At 42.7% G+C, this 18,132-nt stretch carries 16 protein-coding genes; 15 read left to right on the top strand and 1 reads right to left on the bottom strand.

The genetic code is table 11. The features are described 5' to 3' along the window. Positions 1–8: 8 nt before the first annotated feature. The 14 genes from ACTNC6_RS02325 (at position 9) to ACTNC6_RS02390 (ending at position 15,862) form a co-directional block, all read left to right on the top strand. Entirely contained in the window at positions 9–1,493 is a 1,485-nt protein-coding gene (locus ACTNC6_RS02325) for a glutamate synthase subunit beta (protein ID WP_441043116.1), read from the top strand. Between the two features lie 338 nt (positions 1,494–1,831). Beyond that, positions 1,832–2,089, top strand: a complete 258-nt coding sequence (locus ACTNC6_RS02330; RefSeq protein ID WP_025579462.1) for a type II toxin-antitoxin system HicA family toxin — start codon at positions 1,832–1,834, stop codon at positions 2,087–2,089. After that, positions 2,073–2,435 carry a type II toxin-antitoxin system HicB family antitoxin gene (locus tag ACTNC6_RS02335; protein WP_008704906.1) on the top strand — a complete coding sequence of 121 codons (363 nt, stop codon included), beginning with the start codon at positions 2,073–2,075 and terminating at the stop codon, positions 2,433–2,435. The genes ACTNC6_RS02330 and ACTNC6_RS02335 overlap by 17 nt, the downstream gene beginning before the upstream one ends. Positions 2,436–2,727: 292 nt before the next feature. Further along, a complete protein-coding gene (gene glnA / locus ACTNC6_RS02340) occupies positions 2,728–4,050 on the top strand; it encodes a type I glutamate--ammonia ligase (RefSeq protein WP_441043117.1) in 1,323 nt (440 codons plus the stop codon). A gap of 248 nt (positions 4,051–4,298) precedes the next feature. Next, positions 4,299–4,853, top strand: a complete 555-nt coding sequence (locus tag ACTNC6_RS02345) for an ANTAR domain-containing response regulator (RefSeq protein ID WP_441043118.1) — start codon at positions 4,299–4,301, stop codon at positions 4,851–4,853. Between the two features lie 393 nt (positions 4,854–5,246). Next, on the top strand, positions 5,247–6,578 hold the full coding sequence (aspS, locus tag ACTNC6_RS02350; RefSeq protein ID WP_441043119.1) for an aspartate--tRNA(Asn) ligase: 1,332 nt from the start codon (positions 5,247–5,249) through the stop codon (positions 6,576–6,578). Positions 6,579–6,621: 43 nt separating this feature from the next. Beyond that, the gene (gatC, locus tag ACTNC6_RS02355; protein ID WP_008704901.1) at positions 6,622–6,915 is read left to right on the top strand and encodes an Asp-tRNA(Asn)/Glu-tRNA(Gln) amidotransferase subunit GatC; all 294 of its coding nucleotides are present in this window, start codon (positions 6,622–6,624) and stop codon (positions 6,913–6,915) included. 11 nt (positions 6,916–6,926) lie between these two features. Then, entirely contained in the window at positions 6,927–8,396 is a 1,470-nt protein-coding gene (gene gatA / locus ACTNC6_RS02360; RefSeq protein WP_441043120.1) for an Asp-tRNA(Asn)/Glu-tRNA(Gln) amidotransferase subunit GatA, read from the top strand. After that, on the top strand, positions 8,393–9,835 hold the full coding sequence (gene gatB, locus ACTNC6_RS02365; protein WP_441043247.1) for an Asp-tRNA(Asn)/Glu-tRNA(Gln) amidotransferase subunit GatB: 1,443 nt from the start codon (positions 8,393–8,395) through the stop codon (positions 9,833–9,835). Before gatA ends, gatB begins: the two co-directional genes overlap by 4 nt. 250 nt (positions 9,836–10,085) lie before the next feature. Continuing rightward, a complete protein-coding gene (locus tag ACTNC6_RS02370; RefSeq protein ID WP_441035506.1) occupies positions 10,086–11,300 on the top strand; it encodes an LL-diaminopimelate aminotransferase in 1,215 nt (404 codons plus the stop codon). 100 nt (positions 11,301–11,400) lie between these two features. Next, a complete protein-coding gene (locus ACTNC6_RS02375) occupies positions 11,401–13,185 on the top strand; it encodes a bifunctional metallophosphatase/5'-nucleotidase (protein WP_441035507.1) in 1,785 nt (594 codons plus the stop codon). Positions 13,186–13,254: 69 nt separating this feature from the next. After that, positions 13,255–13,581 carry a cupin domain-containing protein gene (locus ACTNC6_RS02380; RefSeq protein ID WP_173743026.1) on the top strand — a complete coding sequence of 109 codons (327 nt, stop codon included), beginning with the start codon at positions 13,255–13,257 and terminating at the stop codon, positions 13,579–13,581. A gap of 150 nt (positions 13,582–13,731) precedes the next feature. Continuing rightward, a complete protein-coding gene (locus tag ACTNC6_RS02385; protein WP_441043121.1) occupies positions 13,732–15,000 on the top strand; it encodes a M18 family aminopeptidase in 1,269 nt (422 codons plus the stop codon). Between the two features lie 52 nt (positions 15,001–15,052). Then, a complete protein-coding gene (locus ACTNC6_RS02390) occupies positions 15,053–15,862 on the top strand; it encodes an HAD family hydrolase (protein ID WP_441035511.1) in 810 nt (269 codons plus the stop codon). Positions 15,863–15,886: 24 nt separating this feature from the next. On the opposite strand, the gene ACTNC6_RS02395 is transcribed toward ACTNC6_RS02390, so the two are convergent. Further along, positions 15,887–16,831 carry an AEC family transporter gene (locus ACTNC6_RS02395; protein ID WP_433844138.1) on the bottom strand — a complete coding sequence of 315 codons (945 nt, stop codon included), beginning with the start codon at positions 16,829–16,831 and terminating at the stop codon, positions 15,887–15,889. Positions 16,832–16,959: 128 nt separating this feature from the next. On the opposite strand from ACTNC6_RS02395, the gene ACTNC6_RS02400 reads away from it, so the two are divergent. Next, positions 16,960–18,009: a tyrosine-protein phosphatase gene (locus ACTNC6_RS02400; RefSeq protein ID WP_173743030.1), complete on the top strand. Its 1,050-nt coding sequence runs from the start codon at positions 16,960–16,962 to the stop codon at positions 18,007–18,009. Positions 18,010–18,132: the final 123 nt, after the last annotated feature.

An 18,132-nucleotide genomic window follows, 5' to 3' on the forward strand; every position in this document is an offset into this window, starting at 1 on the left:
AGGAAATCATGGGAAAACCTACGGGATTTTTAGAGTATAAAAGAGAGACAGCAAAGGTTCTGCCACCAAAGGTCCGCATTGCAAATTTCAAAGAATTCAGGACCCCTTTAAATAAAGAAAAACAGAAACTTCAGGGCGCACGCTGCATGGCATGCGGTGTCCCATTCTGCCAGTCAGGTATGATGATCGGCGGTATGGCATCCGGCTGCCCTCTGCACAACCTTGTACCTGAGACAAACGATCTGGTTTATACAGGCAACTGGAAACAGGCATACTTAAGACTGAGCAAGACACACAGCTTCCCGGAATTTACTTCCCGTGTCTGCCCTGCACTCTGCGAAGCAGCCTGCACCTGTAATATAAACGGAGAACCAGTCTCCACAAAAGAAAATGAACGTGCGATCATCGAGACAGCCTACGAGAACGGATGGGTAACTCCGCAGATCCCGGAAGTGCGTACAGGCAAATCCATCGCAGTCATCGGAAGCGGTCCGTCTGGACTGGCAGCAGCTCAGCAGTTAAACAGACGAGGCCACAGCGTAACTGTATTTGAAAGAAAAGACCGTGTAGGCGGACTTCTCCGTTACGGTATTCCTAACATGAAGCTGGACAAAGCTGTTGTTGACAGAAGAATCCATCTTATGGAAGAAGAGGGAGTTAAATTCGTTACAAATGTAAACGTAGGAAAGGACATCAAAGCAGAAGAACTTCTGAAACAGTTCGACCGCGTTATCCTTGCCTGCGGAGCATCCAATCCACGAGACATTAAAGTTCCGGGACGGGACGCAAAAGGAATTTATTTCGCAGTAGATTTCCTGGGACAGGTAACAAAAGCGCTGTTGGACTCTGATTTTGCCAAAGTTCCATATGAACTTGCCAAAGGAAAAAATGTTCTGGTCATCGGTGGTGGTGATACAGGAAATGACTGTGTGGGAACATCTATCCGTCTGGGTGCCAAATCTGTGATCCAGTTAGAGATGATGCCCAAGCCGCCAGTGGAAAGAATACCATCCAATCCATGGCCGCAGTGGCCCAGAGTCCTCAAAACAGACTATGGCCAGGAAGAAGCTATCGCAGTATTCGGACATGATCCACGAGTATACCAGACTACTGTTACAGAATTTATCAAAGATAAAAACGGAAATGTCTGCCAGGCAAAGCTCACAAAATTAAAGAGCGAAAAAGATCCAAAGACAGGACGTATGATGATGGTTCCTGTAGAAGGAACCGAAGAAGTCATTCCTGTAGACGTAGTTCTTATCGCAGCCGGATTCCTTGGCAGTGAGAAATATGTAACAGACGCATTTAAGGTAGCCATCAATGGAAGAACCAATGTAGATACAAAACCAGATCAGTACCAGACCTCCGTAGACAAAGTCTTCACTGCAGGAGACATGCACCGAGGCCAGTCCCTGGTAGTATGGGCAATCCGCGAAGGCAGAGAAGCTGCGAAAGCGGTGGATGAATCACTGATGGGATATTCCTATCTGTAAAAATAAGATAAAATATGAGAAAGGTGCTATTGCCTGACGGAAAAGGATGTCAGGCAACAGCACCTTTTTTGAAAGTGATTTTTGGGTCTTGCATTATAATAATTATAGTTGACAGAGAATAATACATTTGCTACACTAAATTTGCATATCTAAGATAATTTTTGAGCTATTCGGTTCATCCATTTCCCTTTATGATTAAGTACAAAAGACAGTATTTTTGAATTTGTATTTTGCGTATTTCTCTTTCGGAGAATACAGAAATCTTTTCAAATTTGGTATAGAAAAATTGATTGACACCATATACGATACCACATATAATGTAAATAGGAGATATAAGAATGTCAAAATGGGATAAACTGATAACACGTATATGTAATTTATCAAAAGATCTTCGGTTTGATGAATTGCGAAAAGTATTGGAAAGTTATGGATATGAAATGAATGTTCCGAGAAGTGGAAGCAGTCATTATACATTTAGAAAGTCTGGATGTATGCCTATTACAATACCAAAACATGAGCCGATAAAGAAAGTATATGTAGAAATGGTAAGGGAAATAGTAGAAAGTGAGGCGAAGAATCATGAAGACGCTGAATGATTATATGTCAATGTCTTATCGCATGGAAGTTGTAGAAGATAAAACCGAAGGAGGATTCGTAGTTTCGTATCCGGATCTCCCTGGTTGCATTACCTGCGGAGAAACAGTGGAAAGTGCAATTTCAAATGCCCTGGATGCAAAAAAAGCATGGCTTGAAGCTGCATTAGAAGAAGGAGTAGAAATCCATGAACCAGATAGCCTTGAAGATTATTCCGGACAGTTTAAACTGAGAATTCCAAGAAGCCTGCATAGACTACTGGCAGAACATTCTCAGAGGGAGGGAATCAGTATGAATCAGTACTGCGTATATCTTCTTTCGAGAAATGATGCGGTATTCTCAAAATAGCGATTATAAGTAAGCTGCAAAGCGTGTTATTGAAAGCGTAGCGCACAGTAACATGGAAAGAGCCGGTGATTTATTTATAAAAATAAGCAGTTGACAAAAAATAGTCATGTTGCTATAATTGCCTACATGAACAAAGGCGTTCTTTCTATAGAAAAGTAACTGTAGAAAGTGCGCCCTTTTTTATATCACTATAAAAAGAATCTATAAAATTTCCAGACAGGACAAAACTGTATCGAAGAATTATTAAGAAAGCAAAAACAGCAGAAACTATGCTGACAAGGAGTGAATGAAAATGGGGAATTATACCAGAGAAGAAATATTACAGATGGCTGAGGAGGAAGACGTGGAATTTATCCGTCTCCAGTTCACAGATATGTTCGGAACGCTGAAAAACATCGCCATAACTGCCCGGGAACTTCCCCGTGCACTGGACAACCGATGTATTGTAGATGGTTCCTTTATCGCAGGAATAGCAGGAGAATCTGAACCGGATATGTACTTAAGACCGGATCTTGACACTTTTGCAATTCTCCCATGGAGACCACAGCAGGGAAAAGTTGCCAGACTGTTATGCGATATCTATTGTCCGGACGGAACCCCTCATGAGAGAAGTCCGAGATATATCCTGAAGAAAACCGCCCGGGAGGCAAAGAAGGAGGGATACACCTGTCTGGTAGATCCGGAATGTGAATTTTTCCTTTTTCATACAGATGATAACGGAGTTCCGACTACTGTAACACATGAAAAGGCCGGATATCTGGATGTCAGCCCTGTGGATCTGGGTGAAAACGCAAGACGTGATATTGTATTAAATCTGGAAGACATGGGGATTGAGGTAGAATCTTCTCACCATGAAACTGCTCCTGCACAGCATGAAGTAGATTTCAAATACGGTGAAGTCCGTACTATTGCAGACCGGATTATGTCATTCAAGATGACGGTCCGTACCATTGCCAAACGCCATGGACTTCATGCGACATTTATGCCGAAACCAAGGGCAGAAGTAAACGGTTCCGGAATGCACATTCATTTCTCTTTATTTAAAGATGGAAGAAATGTATTCGTCAATCCGGAAAATCCACAGGAATTAAGCGAAGAAGCTTATTACTTCGTAGGAGGTCTTCTGGCTCACAGCAAAGAGATGGCACTGATCACCAATCCTATCGTAAATTCCTACAAACGTCTGGTTCCGGGCTATGAAGCACCGACAGAGCTGACATGGACAAAGAACAACCAGAATTCACTGGTAAGAATTCCGGGATCCAGAGGTATGGAGACAAGGATCGAACTGAGAAGTCCAGATGCAGCAGCAAATCCGTATCTGGTATTTGCAGTATGTCTGGCAGCAGGACTGGATGGAATTCATAAGAAGATTTATCCGACTAAGTCCTCCAGCAGAGAGTTATCCGAAACAGACCAGAAAGCAATGAAGATTGAAAATCTTCCGGGAAATTTGAACGAAGCAATTGATTACTTCGAACAGAGTGACTGGATCAAAGAAGTACTTGGAACAGAATTTTGTAAAGAATACGCAGCAGCCAAGAAAAAAGAATGGTTGCGTTATACAAGAGAAATTTCAGCCTGGGAAATCGAGGAATACTTATACAGAATTTAACCGAATCAAACAAGTCCCCTGTAGAAATTGTAAAAGGCAATAAGCAGTGGGTGGGGACTTGTTTGTATCAGGAGGAGCGAAGCTTCTTCTGATAAACTGCGAAGCAGTTATTCGGTTATGAGCAAGTAGCGAAGCGGATTGCGAACATCCGCTTGATCAAAATCAAACAAGTCCCCTGCGGAGGCTGCAAAAAGCAATAAGCAGTGGACGGAAACTCAGGCTGTAACAGAAATAGGAGTGGCAGAGTTATGAGCAGCAGCATTGTGATTGCGTTACCGAAAATTGAAGACGCAAAGAAAATCCGCACAATACTTAACAGACATGGGCTCACAGTAGCTTCTGTCTGCAGCTCTGTCTCTAATGCGCTGGCCAGTATCTCAGAACTTGACAGTGGTGTCCTGATATGCGGGTATAAGCTGACAGATGCCTATTATAAAGACGCTCTCGATGACCTGCCACAGTATTTTGAAATGCTGCTTCTGGCTTCTCAGCGTATTATAGATGAAGCACCGAATTCCGTCAGCACTGTACAGATTCCGATGAAAGCAAGCGTACTGATAGATACGGTCAATGACATGCTCTATCATCTGGAACGCCGGATCAAAAAAGAAAAGAAGAAACCAAAGCCCAGATCAGAAAAAGAACAGAATTATATCTCGAATGCCAAACGCCTTCTGATGGAAAAAAACCAAATGACAGAAGAGGAAGCATATCGACATATCCAGAAATGCAGCATGGATTCAGGAACCAACATGGTAGAAACTGCACAGATGTTACTCATGCTGATGTATGATGAAATCTGATTTTTCAAACACGTTCTAAATAAAATATCCGAAAATAATAAGGAAAATTTTGTAAAAAATGACGATATTATTTTGACAGAATATGTGGTAATATACAGAATATATTTTTGTTCATATCAAGTTAGAGGTAAAATACATTTTAACCCTAACATTATATTATATATAGAAAGAACACAAACAAACATAAAATAGATAATAACAGGAAGAATGATTACAAAGGCGTAATCAGAGAGTCCAGGGGATAAGTGTCTCCGGATTTTCTGATTACGCCTTTTTGATATTCCAGGGTTTTAAGCCAAAAAGTCGTTGTGCTTGCACGAAAAGCCTTTTGAACTTGAAACCAGTGAAGATATCACAAAGGTTTTCAGAAATAAAGAAATGGAGGATGAGGAAATGGAATTTATGGATGGAACATGGAAAAAAGAAATCAATACCTGGGAGGAACTCGTAGGTAATAATCTCCTGAACCAGGAAGCCGTAATCGAAGGCGCTGTTCACAGCATCCGTAATATGGGTGATGTGGCATTTATCATTCTTAGAAGAAGGGAAGGCTTATTCCAGACAGTCTATGAAAATGAAATGGCAAATGTTTCCATTCATGAATTGAAGGAAGCAATGACGGTCAGGGTGAAAGGAATCCTGCATGAAGAGGAGAGAGCACCCCACGGAAGAGAACTTCTTATCCGTCATATTGATATTTTATCAACACCTGCAGAACCTCTTCCGATGGCAATTGACAAATGGAAACTGAACACTTCCCTGGAGGCGAAATTAAACTACAGACCGATTTCCCTGAGAAACCTTCAGGAGCGTTCCAAATTTAAAATCCAGGAGGCGCTGACAAAGGCATTTCGTGATTATCTCTACGGACAGGGATTTACAGAGATTCACACTCCGAAGATTGGAGCCAGAGGAGCAGAGGGTGGGGCAAACCTTTTCAAATTTAGCTACTTCCACAAACCTGCAGTACTTGCGCAGAGCCCACAGTTCTACAAACAGATGATGGTTGGCGTATTTGACAGAGTATTTGAGACAGGTCCTGTATTCCGTGCTGAGAAACATAACACCAAACGTCACTTAAATGAATACACCAGTCTGGACTTCGAGATGGGATATATTGACAGCTTCGAAGAAATTATGGCAATGGAAACAGGATTCCTCCAGTATGCCATGAACCTTCTGAAAACAGAATATGCAAAAGAAGTACAGATCTTGAAGCTTGATATCCCGGATGTATCCAAAATCCCGGCAGTCCGTTTTGACGTAGCCAAAGAACTGGTATCGCAGAAATATAACCGTAAGATCAGAAATCCATTTGACCTGGAGCCGGAAGAAGAAGCATTGATCGGACAGTATTTCAAAGAAGAATATGGCTCAGATTTCGTATTTGTCACACATTATCCGTCAAAGAAACGTCCATTTTATGCAATGGATGATCCGGAAGACGCAAGATTTACCTTAAGCTTTGACCTGTTATTCAAAGGCCTTGAGATCACAACAGGCGGACAGCGTATCCATGATTACAACATGCTGGTACAGAAAATTGAAGACAGAGGTATGACGCAGGAAGGCATGGAACAGTATCTGGATACCTTCAAACATGGTATGCCGCCTCACGGTGGACTGGGAATCGGTCTGGAACGTCTGACCATGCAGCTTATCGGTGAAGAGAATGTTCGTGAAACCTGTCTCTTCCCTCGAGATATGAACCGTCTGGAGCCGTAAATAAGTCAAAGATTTGGAAGACTGCTTATATAAGGAGAAAATCATGGCAAAGATCATAGATGATGAAACAATGGAAAATGTCTGCATCCTGGCCAAGCTTTCACTCTCAGAAGAAGAAAAGGAAAAAGCAAAAGCTGAAATGCAGAAAATGCTTGATTATGTAGAGAAACTGGATGAACTGGATACATCGGAAGTAGAGCCTATGTCCCATATTTTCCAGGATGAAAACGTATTTCGTGAGGATGTTGTCACAAACGGAGACAACAAAGAAGCAATGCTGGCAAATGCACCGAAGGCAAAAGAAGGACAGTATCAGGTTCCGAAAACCATAGGATAGGAGACAGGACAATGGAGTTGGAGAAATTAACAGCCCTGCAGCTTGGGGAAAAAATAAAACAGCGTCAGGTCAGCGTCCTGGATGGAGTAAAAACTGTTTTCGCACAGATCGAGAAACAGGATTCAGAAGTACACGCTTATCTTGACACATATAAAGAAGAAGCATACAAACGTGCAGAAGAAGTACAAAAAGGCATTGAGGACGGTACTTATACCGGCCCTCTTGCAGGCGTACCCATCGCGATTAAAGACAATATCTGTATTAACGGTAAGAAAACAACCTGTGCATCAAAGATTCTTGAGAATTTTGTGCCTCAGTATAATGCAGAAGTCATTGATCGTCTGGAAAAAGCCGGACTGGTCATTATCGGAAAAACAAACATGGATGAATTTGCCATGGGAAGTACAACAGAGACCTCCGCTTACGGCATCACCAGAAACCCATGGAATCTGGAACACGTACCAGGCGGTTCTTCAGGTGGTTCCTGTGCTGCAGTGGCAGCAGGAGAAACCTATCTGGCACTTGGTTCAGATACCGGCGGATCTATCCGTCAGCCAAGTTCCTATTGTGGTGTAACCGGAATTAAACCAACCTATGGAACAGTATCCCGTTATGGTCTTGTAGCTTATGCATCTTCCCTGGATCAGATTGGTCCTGTAGGAAAAGACGTATCTGACTGTGCAGCTCTTCTGGAGATCATCGCAGGACATGATACAAAAGACAGCACATCCATGAAAAGAGAAGACCTTCAGTTTTCCAAAGAACTGACAGGAGATATTAAGGGGATGAAATTCGGAGTTCCTGAAGAATATCTGGCAGAGGGACTTGATCCGGAAGTAAAAGCGTCTTTTATGGGTGTTCTTGATACGCTGAAAGAACTGGGAGCAGAAGTAGAATTCTTCTCTATCAAAACTATGGAATATATGATCCCGGCTTACTATATTATTGCCAGTGCAGAAGCAAGTTCCAACCTGGAACGTTTCGATGGGGTGAAATATGGTTTCCGTGCAGTGGAATACGAAGGTCTTCACGACATGTACAAAAAGACCAGAACAGCAGGTTTCGGTGAGGAAGTAAAACGCCGTATCATGCTTGGTTCCTTCGTGTTAAGCTCCGGTTATTATGATGCATACTATCTGAAGGCACTCCGCACAAAAGCCCTGATCAAGAAAGAATTTGACCAGGCATTTGGCAAATATGATGTGCTCCTTGCACCTGCATCTCCATTTACAGCACCGAAGATCGGTGAAAGCTTAAAAGATCCCCTTGCCATGTATCTTGGAGATATCTACACAGTAGCAGTCAATCTCTGCGGTCTTCCGGGAATTACAGTTCCATGCGGAAAAGACAGCAAAGGTCTCCCAATCGGTATCCAGATGATCGGGGACTGCTTCATGGAAAAGAAAATCCTGCGTGCAGCACACGCCTATGAAACCAGCCGCGGCTCCTTTGCCGTGCCAGGAGAAGGAGGCACCAGATAATGAAACAGTACGAAACAGTCATAGGACTTGAAGTCCATGTAGAACTTGCAACAAAAACAAAAATTTTCTGCGGATGCTCCACAGAGTTCGGAGGAGCACCCAATACACATACATGTCCTGTCTGCACAGGTATGCCGGGTTCCCTGCCTGTATTAAATAAGAAAGTAGTAGAGTTTGCCCTGAAAGCAGGTCTTGCAGCAAACTGCCAGATCCACCAATACTGCAAATTTGACCGTAAGAACTATTTCTATCCGGATAACCCACAGAACTATCAGATCTCTCAGTTATATCTGCCAATTTGTCATGACGGATGGGTAGAGATTGAAACCTCTGCAGGCAAAAAGAAAATCCGCATCCATGAAATGCATATGGAAGAGGATGCAGGTAAACTGATCCATGATGAATGGGAAGACTGCTCCCTGGTAGACTATAACCGAAGCGGTGTCCCGCTGATCGAGATCGTATCTGAGCCGGATATGAGAAGCTCTGAGGAAGTAATCGCCTATCTTGAAAAACTCCGTTGTATGATGCAGTATCTGGGTGTATCAGACTGTAAGCTTCAGGAAGGTTCCATGCGTGCAGACGTTAACCTTTCTGTCCGTGAAGTGGGAGCAGAAGAATTCGGTACCAGAACAGAGATGAAGAACCTGAACTCTTTCAAAGCCATTGCCAGAGCAATCGAAGGCGAAAGAGAACGTCAGATCGAACTGATCGAAGAAGGCAAGGCAGTTACACAGGAAACACGCCGCTGGGATGACAATAAAGAATATTCCTACGCCATGCGTTCCAAAGAAGATGCCAAAGACTACAGATATTTCCCTGATCCAGACCTGCCTCCGATCCATATTTCTGATGCATGGATTGAAAAGATCAAAGCAGAACAGCCGGAGCTTCGCGAAGTGAAACAGGTCCGCTATCAGGAAGAGTACGGACTCCCGGCATATGATGCGGGAATCCTTACAGAATCCCGTCATCTTGCAGGTCTTTTTGAAGAAACAGCAGCAATCTACGGAAATGCAAAGAAGACAGCAAACTGGTTTATGGGTGAGGTACTCCGCCTGACAAAAGACAAGGCAATGGATCCGGAACAGGTATCTTTCTCACCGAAACATCTTGCAGATCTTCTGGTAATGGTAGAAAAATCCGAAGTCAGCTCTCAGAATGCCAAAAAAGTCTTTGAGAAAGTATTTGAGGAAGACATTGATCCTGTAGCCTACATTGAGGAACATGGTCTGAAGATTGTAGAAGACACAGGACTTCTGGAAGAAACCATCAACAGGATCCTGGATGCTAACCCAGGACCACTTTCAGAACTTCTGGGAGGTAAAGATAAAGTCATGGGCTTCTTTGTAGGTCAGATCATGAAAGAGATGAAAGGCAAGGCAAATCCTGCAAGCGTCCGCGAGACACTAATGAAAGAAGTAGAGAAGCGCAAATAAAATAAATCACCCCGGACATTATGGCCGGGGTAAAAAATGTTAACATATTACCAGTGAACAGTAATGTTAATATTAAAAATTATGCTCAGAAAACACTTTGAGACTTTACATTATTAAATAATTAAGTATAATAAAATTCGAATAAAACATATTTGAAGAAAAGACACAAATAGAAATGGAAAGGCAAAGCAGCAGCCTGCTGTAGACAGGTATATAAAAACTGCGAAATATGCCAGGGAGGAAATCAAACATGGTAACAGTAAACCACAACTATCTGAAATTACCGGGAAGCTATCTGTTTTCCACAATTGCAAAAAAAGTAAAAGCATATAAAGAAGCCAACCCAAAGGCAAACGTGATCTCACTGGGAATCGGTGATGTAACCCAGCCTTTGGCTCCGGCGATCATTGAAGCACTCCATAAATCTGTAGATGAAATGGGAGATGCAGCTACTTTTCATGGTTATGCACCGGATCTTGGTTATGAATTCTTAAGATCTGCCATTGCAAAGAATGACTACAAAGACAGAGGATGCGACATTGAAGCAGACGAAATTTTTGTCTCTGACGGTGCAAAGAGCGATTCCGGAAATATCCAGGAAATCTTCGGACTGGATAACAAGATTGCAGTGTGCGACCCTGTATATCCTGTATATGTAGATACAAACGTAATGGCAGGCCGTACAGGAGAATACAACAAAGAACGTGGTAACTTTGATAACGTAATCTATATGCCATGTACAGCATCCAACGGCTTCCTTCCGGAATTCCCGGAAGAAGTACCGGATCTTATCTACCTTTGCTTCCCGAATAACCCAACTGGTGGTGCCATCACCAAACCCCAGCTTCAGGAATGGGTGGACTATGCAAATAAAAACGGTTCCGTCATTATCTATGATGCAGCATATGAAGCATACATTTCCGAAGAAGATGTACCGCACAGCATCTATGAGTGCGAAGGAGCAAGAACCTGCGCCATCGAACTGCGCAGCTTCTCCAAAAATGCAGGTTTCACAGGTGTCCGCCTCGGCTTTACAGTTGTACCAAAGGATCTGGTTCGTGACGGTGTAGATCTCCACAGTCTCTGGGCAAGACGTCATGGCACTAAATTCAACGGTGCTCCATACATCGTACAGCGTGCAGGAGAGGCGGTATACTCTCCTGAAGGAAAAGCACAGCTGAAAGAACAGGTAGGTTACTACATGAGCAACGCCAAAGCTATCTACGAAGGTCTGGCATCAGCAGGCTATTCAGTATCCGGTGGCGTAAACGCTCCGTATATCTGGCTGAAAACACCGGATAAGATGACTTCCTGGGAGTTTTTTGACTATCTTCTTGAAAAAGCCAATATTGTAGGAACTCCGGGCTCAGGATTTGGTGCTCATGGTGAGGGATTCTTCCGCCTCACTGCGTTTGGAACCCATGAGAATACCATAGAGGCCATTGAGAGAATCAAAAATCTGTAGTTTTTCGGTTGCAATAGTATTAAAAAGAATGGCAGAAGCTGTTGAATATGCCTCCTTTCTCAAGTATACTTAAGGTATTAAAGAAAGGAGGCGTATTTTTATGAAACAAAGAACAATGCTTTATTTATTCACTCTTTCAGCAGTAATGGTGTCTGCTACAGTATATGCAGGCGAAACAAAACCGGAAATCCAGATCGCAGCGGAGAGTACAACCGGCAGTCTGAAGGATATGGAGCTTAATGACAATCAGATTGTTCTTCTCTTTGACAGTGATGTACATGGAGGAATCAGCAGTGATGAAAATTATTCCGGTTCTTCTGCAAGCCTTGGTTATGCAGGACTTGCTGCGGTTAAGGCAGAAGTTGGTGAAACAACAGATCAGCTGACGGTGATTGACCTGGGGGATGCGATCCAGGGTTCTGTTGTGACCACAGAGTCAGATGGACAGGATGCAATGGATCTTATGGAAAAGATAGGATATGATATCTGCATACCGGGAAATCATGAATTTGATTATGGTATGGATACTTTTCTCTCCTATGCACAAAATGCATCAGCAGATTTCCTTTCCTGTAATTTTGTCAGCACAGAGACAGGAGAGACTGTTTTTGATGCTTACAAAGTAGTTCCCTATGAAGTTAATGGAAGAGAAATTAAAATCGGCTATGTAGGAATCTGTACACCGGAAACGATCACAAAATCTACGCCTACTTATTTCCAGAATGAAGACGGAGAATTTATCTATGGTTTCAGTGCACAGACCAATGAGCAGTTATATGAAACCGTTCAGAATGCAGTAGATGCCGCTGTTTCAGACGGTGCGGATTATGTGGTGGCATTGGCACATCTTGGCGATTCCGGTGTGGAAGAAGCATGGTCTTCCCGCAATGTGATCAAAAATACAGAAGGTATTGATGTGATCCTAGACGGACACGCTCACGACACCATTGCAGGTGAAGTGATCAATGACAAAAATGGAGATGAGGTTCTCCTCACTGCTGTAGGGACCAAGCTTGAAAATATCGGAGTTGTCAAATTTGACGCTTCACAGGACAATGAAATGACCATATCCAGTGGTCTTGTCAATGAACTGACAGAGGATGAGATTTCTTCAGAAGTCTACACAGAACTAGATACTATGGTTAAGGATATTGAAAAGAAATATGAATATCTGTTTGTAAAAGTAGGAAATACAGAACATGCACTTGTGATCAATGATCCGGATAATCCGGAAATACGACTTGTGCGCAATGAAGAGACAAATATGGGTGATTTTATCACAGATGCATACCGCATCCAGACAGGAGCAGATATTGCATTTATGAACGGAGGAAGTATACGTGCAGATATTGGTGCAGGCGAGATCAAATATATGGATCTGATCACTGTATTGCCGTGGAACTCAGAGGCGGGAGTCATTGAAGTAACAGGACAGCAGATTCTTGACTGTCTGGAAATGGGAGCACGCCTGGCACCGGAAGAATGCGGCGGATTTATCCAGCCTTCCGGACTGACCTACACCATTGATACCACAATGAAATCCTCTGTAAATGTAAACAGCGAAGGTGAGTTTGTTTCTGTAGATGGTGAATACCGCGTAAAGGATGTTATGGTGGGAGAGGAACCTCTTGATAAGGATAAAACCTATACTCTTGCCATTAACAGATATTATTCTGAAGAATGTGGAGATGGAATGACCATGTTTAAGGGATCAAAGGTTATATCACCGGCTGAAGGAGAAGAATGGACCATTGATCATGACCTGGTTATTGATTATATAGCTTCCCTTGACGATGTGATTGGTGATGAGTACGCACAGGCACATGGACAGGGACGAATTACCCTGGTCACAGAAGAGAAAGCAGACGATACGGCGGAAGAATAAAAAAATGGTATTTTATACAGAACCGTGGTATTATAAAAGACAAAGTATAATTTACAGGAGGACAATGCAATGAGAATCAGACGTGAAGAGCATATGGCAGGCGGCAATGGACATGTAATTATCAAGGAGCTTCTGGATGCAGAGCAGTTAAACGGTAAATGTGGACTGTATGCACAGGTAACTCTGGAACCGGGATGTTCACTGGGATATCATGAGCATCATGGAGAAAGCGAAACTTATTATATTTTACAGGGACAGGGAGAGTACAATGATAATGGTACTTATCGTCCTGTTAAGTCCGGCGATATTACTTTTACTCCGGATAATCATGGACATGGACTTGCCAATACAGGAAACACAGATTTGGTATTTATGGCATTGATCATTAAAGACTGATAGCTAAAAAACAGCAGCAGATATTTTTCGAAAGGAAAAACTGACTGCTGTTTTTTGTTGCTAAGACAAAGCCGGGTGGCTATAATAAATACAGACTTTGGTATTTGAGATTTACCATAAAATAAGAATTGCACAGATGGAGAAAAACATATGTATAAGAAGAATGCAAAAAAATTATTGAAATTTATAGAGAAAAGCCCTACTGCATTTCAGACAGTGGCAGAGATGACGAAAAGACTTGAAAAGGAAGGCTTTGAAGAATTGAAAGAAGAGAAACACTGGAAGCTTAAAAAAGGTGGAAATTATTATGTGACCAGAAATCATTCTGCTATCATAGCTTTTTCTATTCCTGAAAAGCCTGTATGGAAATTTCATATTATGGCAAGCCACAGTGATTCCCCTTCTCTTAAGATCAAAGAGAATCCGGAAATAGAGGTGGAGAATGCTTATATCAAACTGAATGTAGAGCATTACGGTGGAATGATTCTGTCTCCATGGTTTGACAGACCTCTGTCAGTGGCAGGAAGACTGATCGTTCGTCAGGATGGAAAGGTCAGAGAGAAGATGGTGACTGTGGACAGAGACCTGCTGGTTATTCCCAATCTTGCCATTCACATGAACAGGGAAGTAAATGAGGGATACAAATATAATGTACAGAAGGATATGCTGCCTCTTTTCAGTGATAAGGAAGGAAAGGGCAGATTTATGGAAACTGTGGCTGAAGCTGCAGATGTAAAGACAGAAGATATTCTGGGACATGATCTGTTTCTTTATGACAGGACTCCGGGTGCTCTCTGGGGAATAAATGAGGAATTTGTTTCTGCGCCCAGACTGGATGACCTACAGTGTGCGTTCTCTTCTCTGGAAGGATTTCTGCAGGGAGAGCGTAAGGAAAGTATTGCTGTCCATTGTGTGTTGGATAATGAAGAAGTGGGAAGCAGTACAAGACAGGGGGCTGCCTCCACATTCCTTAAGGATACTCTGATGCGGATCAATATGGGACTGGGACGAACTCAGGAGGAATACTATATGGCACTTGCAGACAGCTTTATGATTTCTGCAGATAATGCTCATGCTCTCCATCCAAACCATACAGATAAGACAGATCCGGTAAATCGTCCGGTGCTGAATGAGGGAATCGTGATCAAGTACAATGCAAATCAGAAATATTGTACAGACGGAGTGTCCGCTGCAATTTTCAAAGACATTTGTCACAGGGCAAAGGTGCCGTACCAGACTTTTGTGAACCGCTCAGATATGGCAGGTGGTTCCACACTGGGAAATATTTCCAATACTCAGGTTCCTATGAAAACAGTGGATATTGGTCTGGCACAGCTTGCTATGCATTCTGTATATGAAACTACAGGTGCCAAGGATACAGAGAGCCTGATAAAGGCTGCGTCAGTGCTTTTTGCATAGCTTGTGGGCACACTGGCAGATAAAATGTAAATATAGATCAGGAGATAAGAAAGTGAACAGAAAAGCAGTGTTTTTTGATGCAGACGGAACACTCTGCGATATGGAAAAGGGTGTACCCCAGAGCACGAAGGAGGCATTGAAGAAATTAAGAGAAAACGGTCATGAAGCATGGCTGTGTACAGGCAGGAGCAGGGCCTTTGTTTCCTGGTATCTGGAAGAACTTCCGTTTACCGGTATGATCAGTGCCTGCGGGGCTACCATTGAAAAGGATGGAGAACGTCTTTTTAATAAAGAGATGACTCCGGAGATTGCAAAAAAGTCAGTGGAAATTCTGCGCAGATATGGTCTGGTCCCGGTTATGGAAGGTGCAGATTTTATGTATTATGATAAGGATGAATATAATACAGATGTGAACTGGTATACAGACCTGATCACAGAATCTCTGGGACCCAAATGGCGTCCCATCAAGGGAAATGAAGACTGTATGCACATTAATAAAATCAGTGCAAAAATGATAAAGGGTTGTGATGCAGAGGCTGCCTGCAGAGAACTGAGTAAGTATTATGATATTATCCGTCATGAGAGCGGTTCAGGAATTGCGGGAACTACCATTGAACTTGTTCCCAAAGGCTTTAACAAGGCAGTGGGAATCTCGGCAGTGTGCAGGCTCTTTGATATTCCATGGGAGGATACCATCGTATTTGGAGACAGCAATAATGATCTTGCCATGTTTGAATATGCGGCAGTGAAGGTTGCTATGGGAAATGGTTCAGAGAAAATAAAAGCTCTGGCAGACCATATTACGCAGGATATGTTCCATTATGGAATCAGAAATGGATTGGAATATTTGAAGCTGATATAAAGTTCTAATATAAAAAGCCTGGGATCAGATCAGTCCCAGGCTTTTGCATATGTAGAGCCAGATTGTCATGGTAAAGGAGCTTAACAGAGTGGTAGTCATAACCACACCGGAAGTAAAATCGCCGTCATACTCCATATTTTTGGCCATGATATAACAGCTTACAGTAGTGGCAGAGCCTAGCATGATAATGATAGCCACCAGCATATCATGGGAGAAGCCAAATAATACGGCAATGGGAAGAAATACAGCTTCATATCCTACAAGCTTCAGAAAGGTACAGGCGATCAGCGGTTTTGGCCTTGAAAAGGCTTTGCCGAATTTCAGCGCACCGCCCATAGCCATCAGACCAAGAGGAGTAGCGGTTTTTCCCAGGTTATTCACAGAGGTTCTTATGATTGCAGGCAGAGGAAGATGTAAAAGGGACCATACCATGCCAACAAGGATTCCAAGGATAATAGGATTAGTGGCAATGCCCTTTAGGGTTTTGACAAGCTTTGCGGTATCTAGCTTTCCACCTCCGGGTGCGAAAAGGGAAAGTGTGGTAACTGCCATTACATTATACAGAGGCACACTTCCGATGATCATAAGGGGAGCCATTCCTGCATTACCGTAGAGATTCTGGATAATGGCGATGCCAAGGATGGCAGCACTGCTGCGGTAAGAAGCCTGGATAAATTCACCCTGAATATTGCGTGGCTTCAGTAAATAGGAAAGTCCTGTGGAAATTCCAATACTGATCAGTGTTACAAAGAAGCAGAACAATACAAATTTCGTATTCCAAACACTGTAAAAGTCAGACTCTGCAATATCCAGAAACAAAAGTGCAGGAAGTGCGGCATTAAATACAAATTTGTTCAGGCGGCTTACAAAGGTGTCATCAAAAAGTCCGATCCGTCTGAAAAAAAGTCCCAGCATCAAAGTAAGAAAAATGGGAATGGTGGCATTAAGACAGAAAACAAGATTTTCCATAACAGGTGTCCTTTCAAAATTAATAACATTCATGATTATAAACATTTGTCAGGAATTGTCAAATACGGATTTCTATGCTATTCTGAAAAAGAAATTTTGAAAAACCGTAGATAGTGGAGTGGTGAAACATGAAGTACGGAAAGATACGAATTGAAGATGGATTTCTGGTATTTACCAGACATATGATGATAAACAGTCTTCCATGTAGAGACATTGTATGGGCCTATATGCGAAAAGAAGGCGCAGATGAAGGCGATGACAGGCAGCTGAGCATAAATTATCTTGTGATCGTTACCAGGAGAAAAAAACGGTATAAATTTGATATGAGCCAGAGAGAGGTACAAGATTGTATCCGCCTTCTCAGGGCACTGAATCCGGATATGGCAACAGGCTTTCCTAAAGGAGGAAGAGTGCTTCTTCAGAGCCTGTCGGATACCAGGGATCTGGGTGCGATTGTCACGGAAGATGGCAGACATATTCTGCCTAAAAGGCTTCTGCGCAGCGGAGCCCTGTATCATATCAGTCAGGCAGATAAGGAACTTCTTATGGAAGCATATAATCTGAAAGCAGTGATTGATCTGCGGTCCGGCGCGGAAATCAGGAAAAAACCGGATCTTATTATGGCAGGGGTGGAATATTATCACATTCCCATTCTGGAGGAGGTTTCCGGCCTGTGCGATACCGGAGATATCCGTGAACTTTTGCAGAAAATTCCGGCCGATCCCTGGGAATATGTGAGAAATTTCTATGCACAGATAGGCACGGATCTCTATGCTATCAAGCAGTTTGCCAGGTTTGTGGATGTGGTTTACCATCATGAAAAAGGGGCACTTCTCTGGCACAGCGACACAGGAAGAGGAAGAGCCGGGCTGGCTACAGCCTTACTTCTGGCACTGTTGGGTGTAAAGAAGGATATTATTTATCAGGATTATCTGCGCACAAATCGTTATCTGTCATCGGAGCTTAAATATATGCTGCGTCTGTCTCAGACCTGGCCGGAAGCAGGAGCAGATACAGAAGAGAAATTGACAGCATTGTATCAGGTCAGAGAGGACTACCTGGATACTGCATATAAATCCGTGCTGGAAGAGTATGGCACTATGGAAAGATTTTTCAGGGATGCGCTCTATCTGAAACCCAAAATGATTGAGGAACTGCGGGAAAAGTATCTGATCTGATGATTTTTTTCAAAATAGCCAAAAATCAGTAAAAAAAACCGATTGGTTTGACCAAAAATATCATTGACAAAACGTTGATTGTTGATATAATGGTAACCATACAAACTATTTATTATATTAACG

Source organism: Blautia sp. HCP3S3_C4, assembly GCF_052064095.1.
In the GTDB taxonomy this organism is placed as follows: domain Bacteria; phylum Bacillota; class Clostridia; order Lachnospirales; family Lachnospiraceae; genus Blautia_A.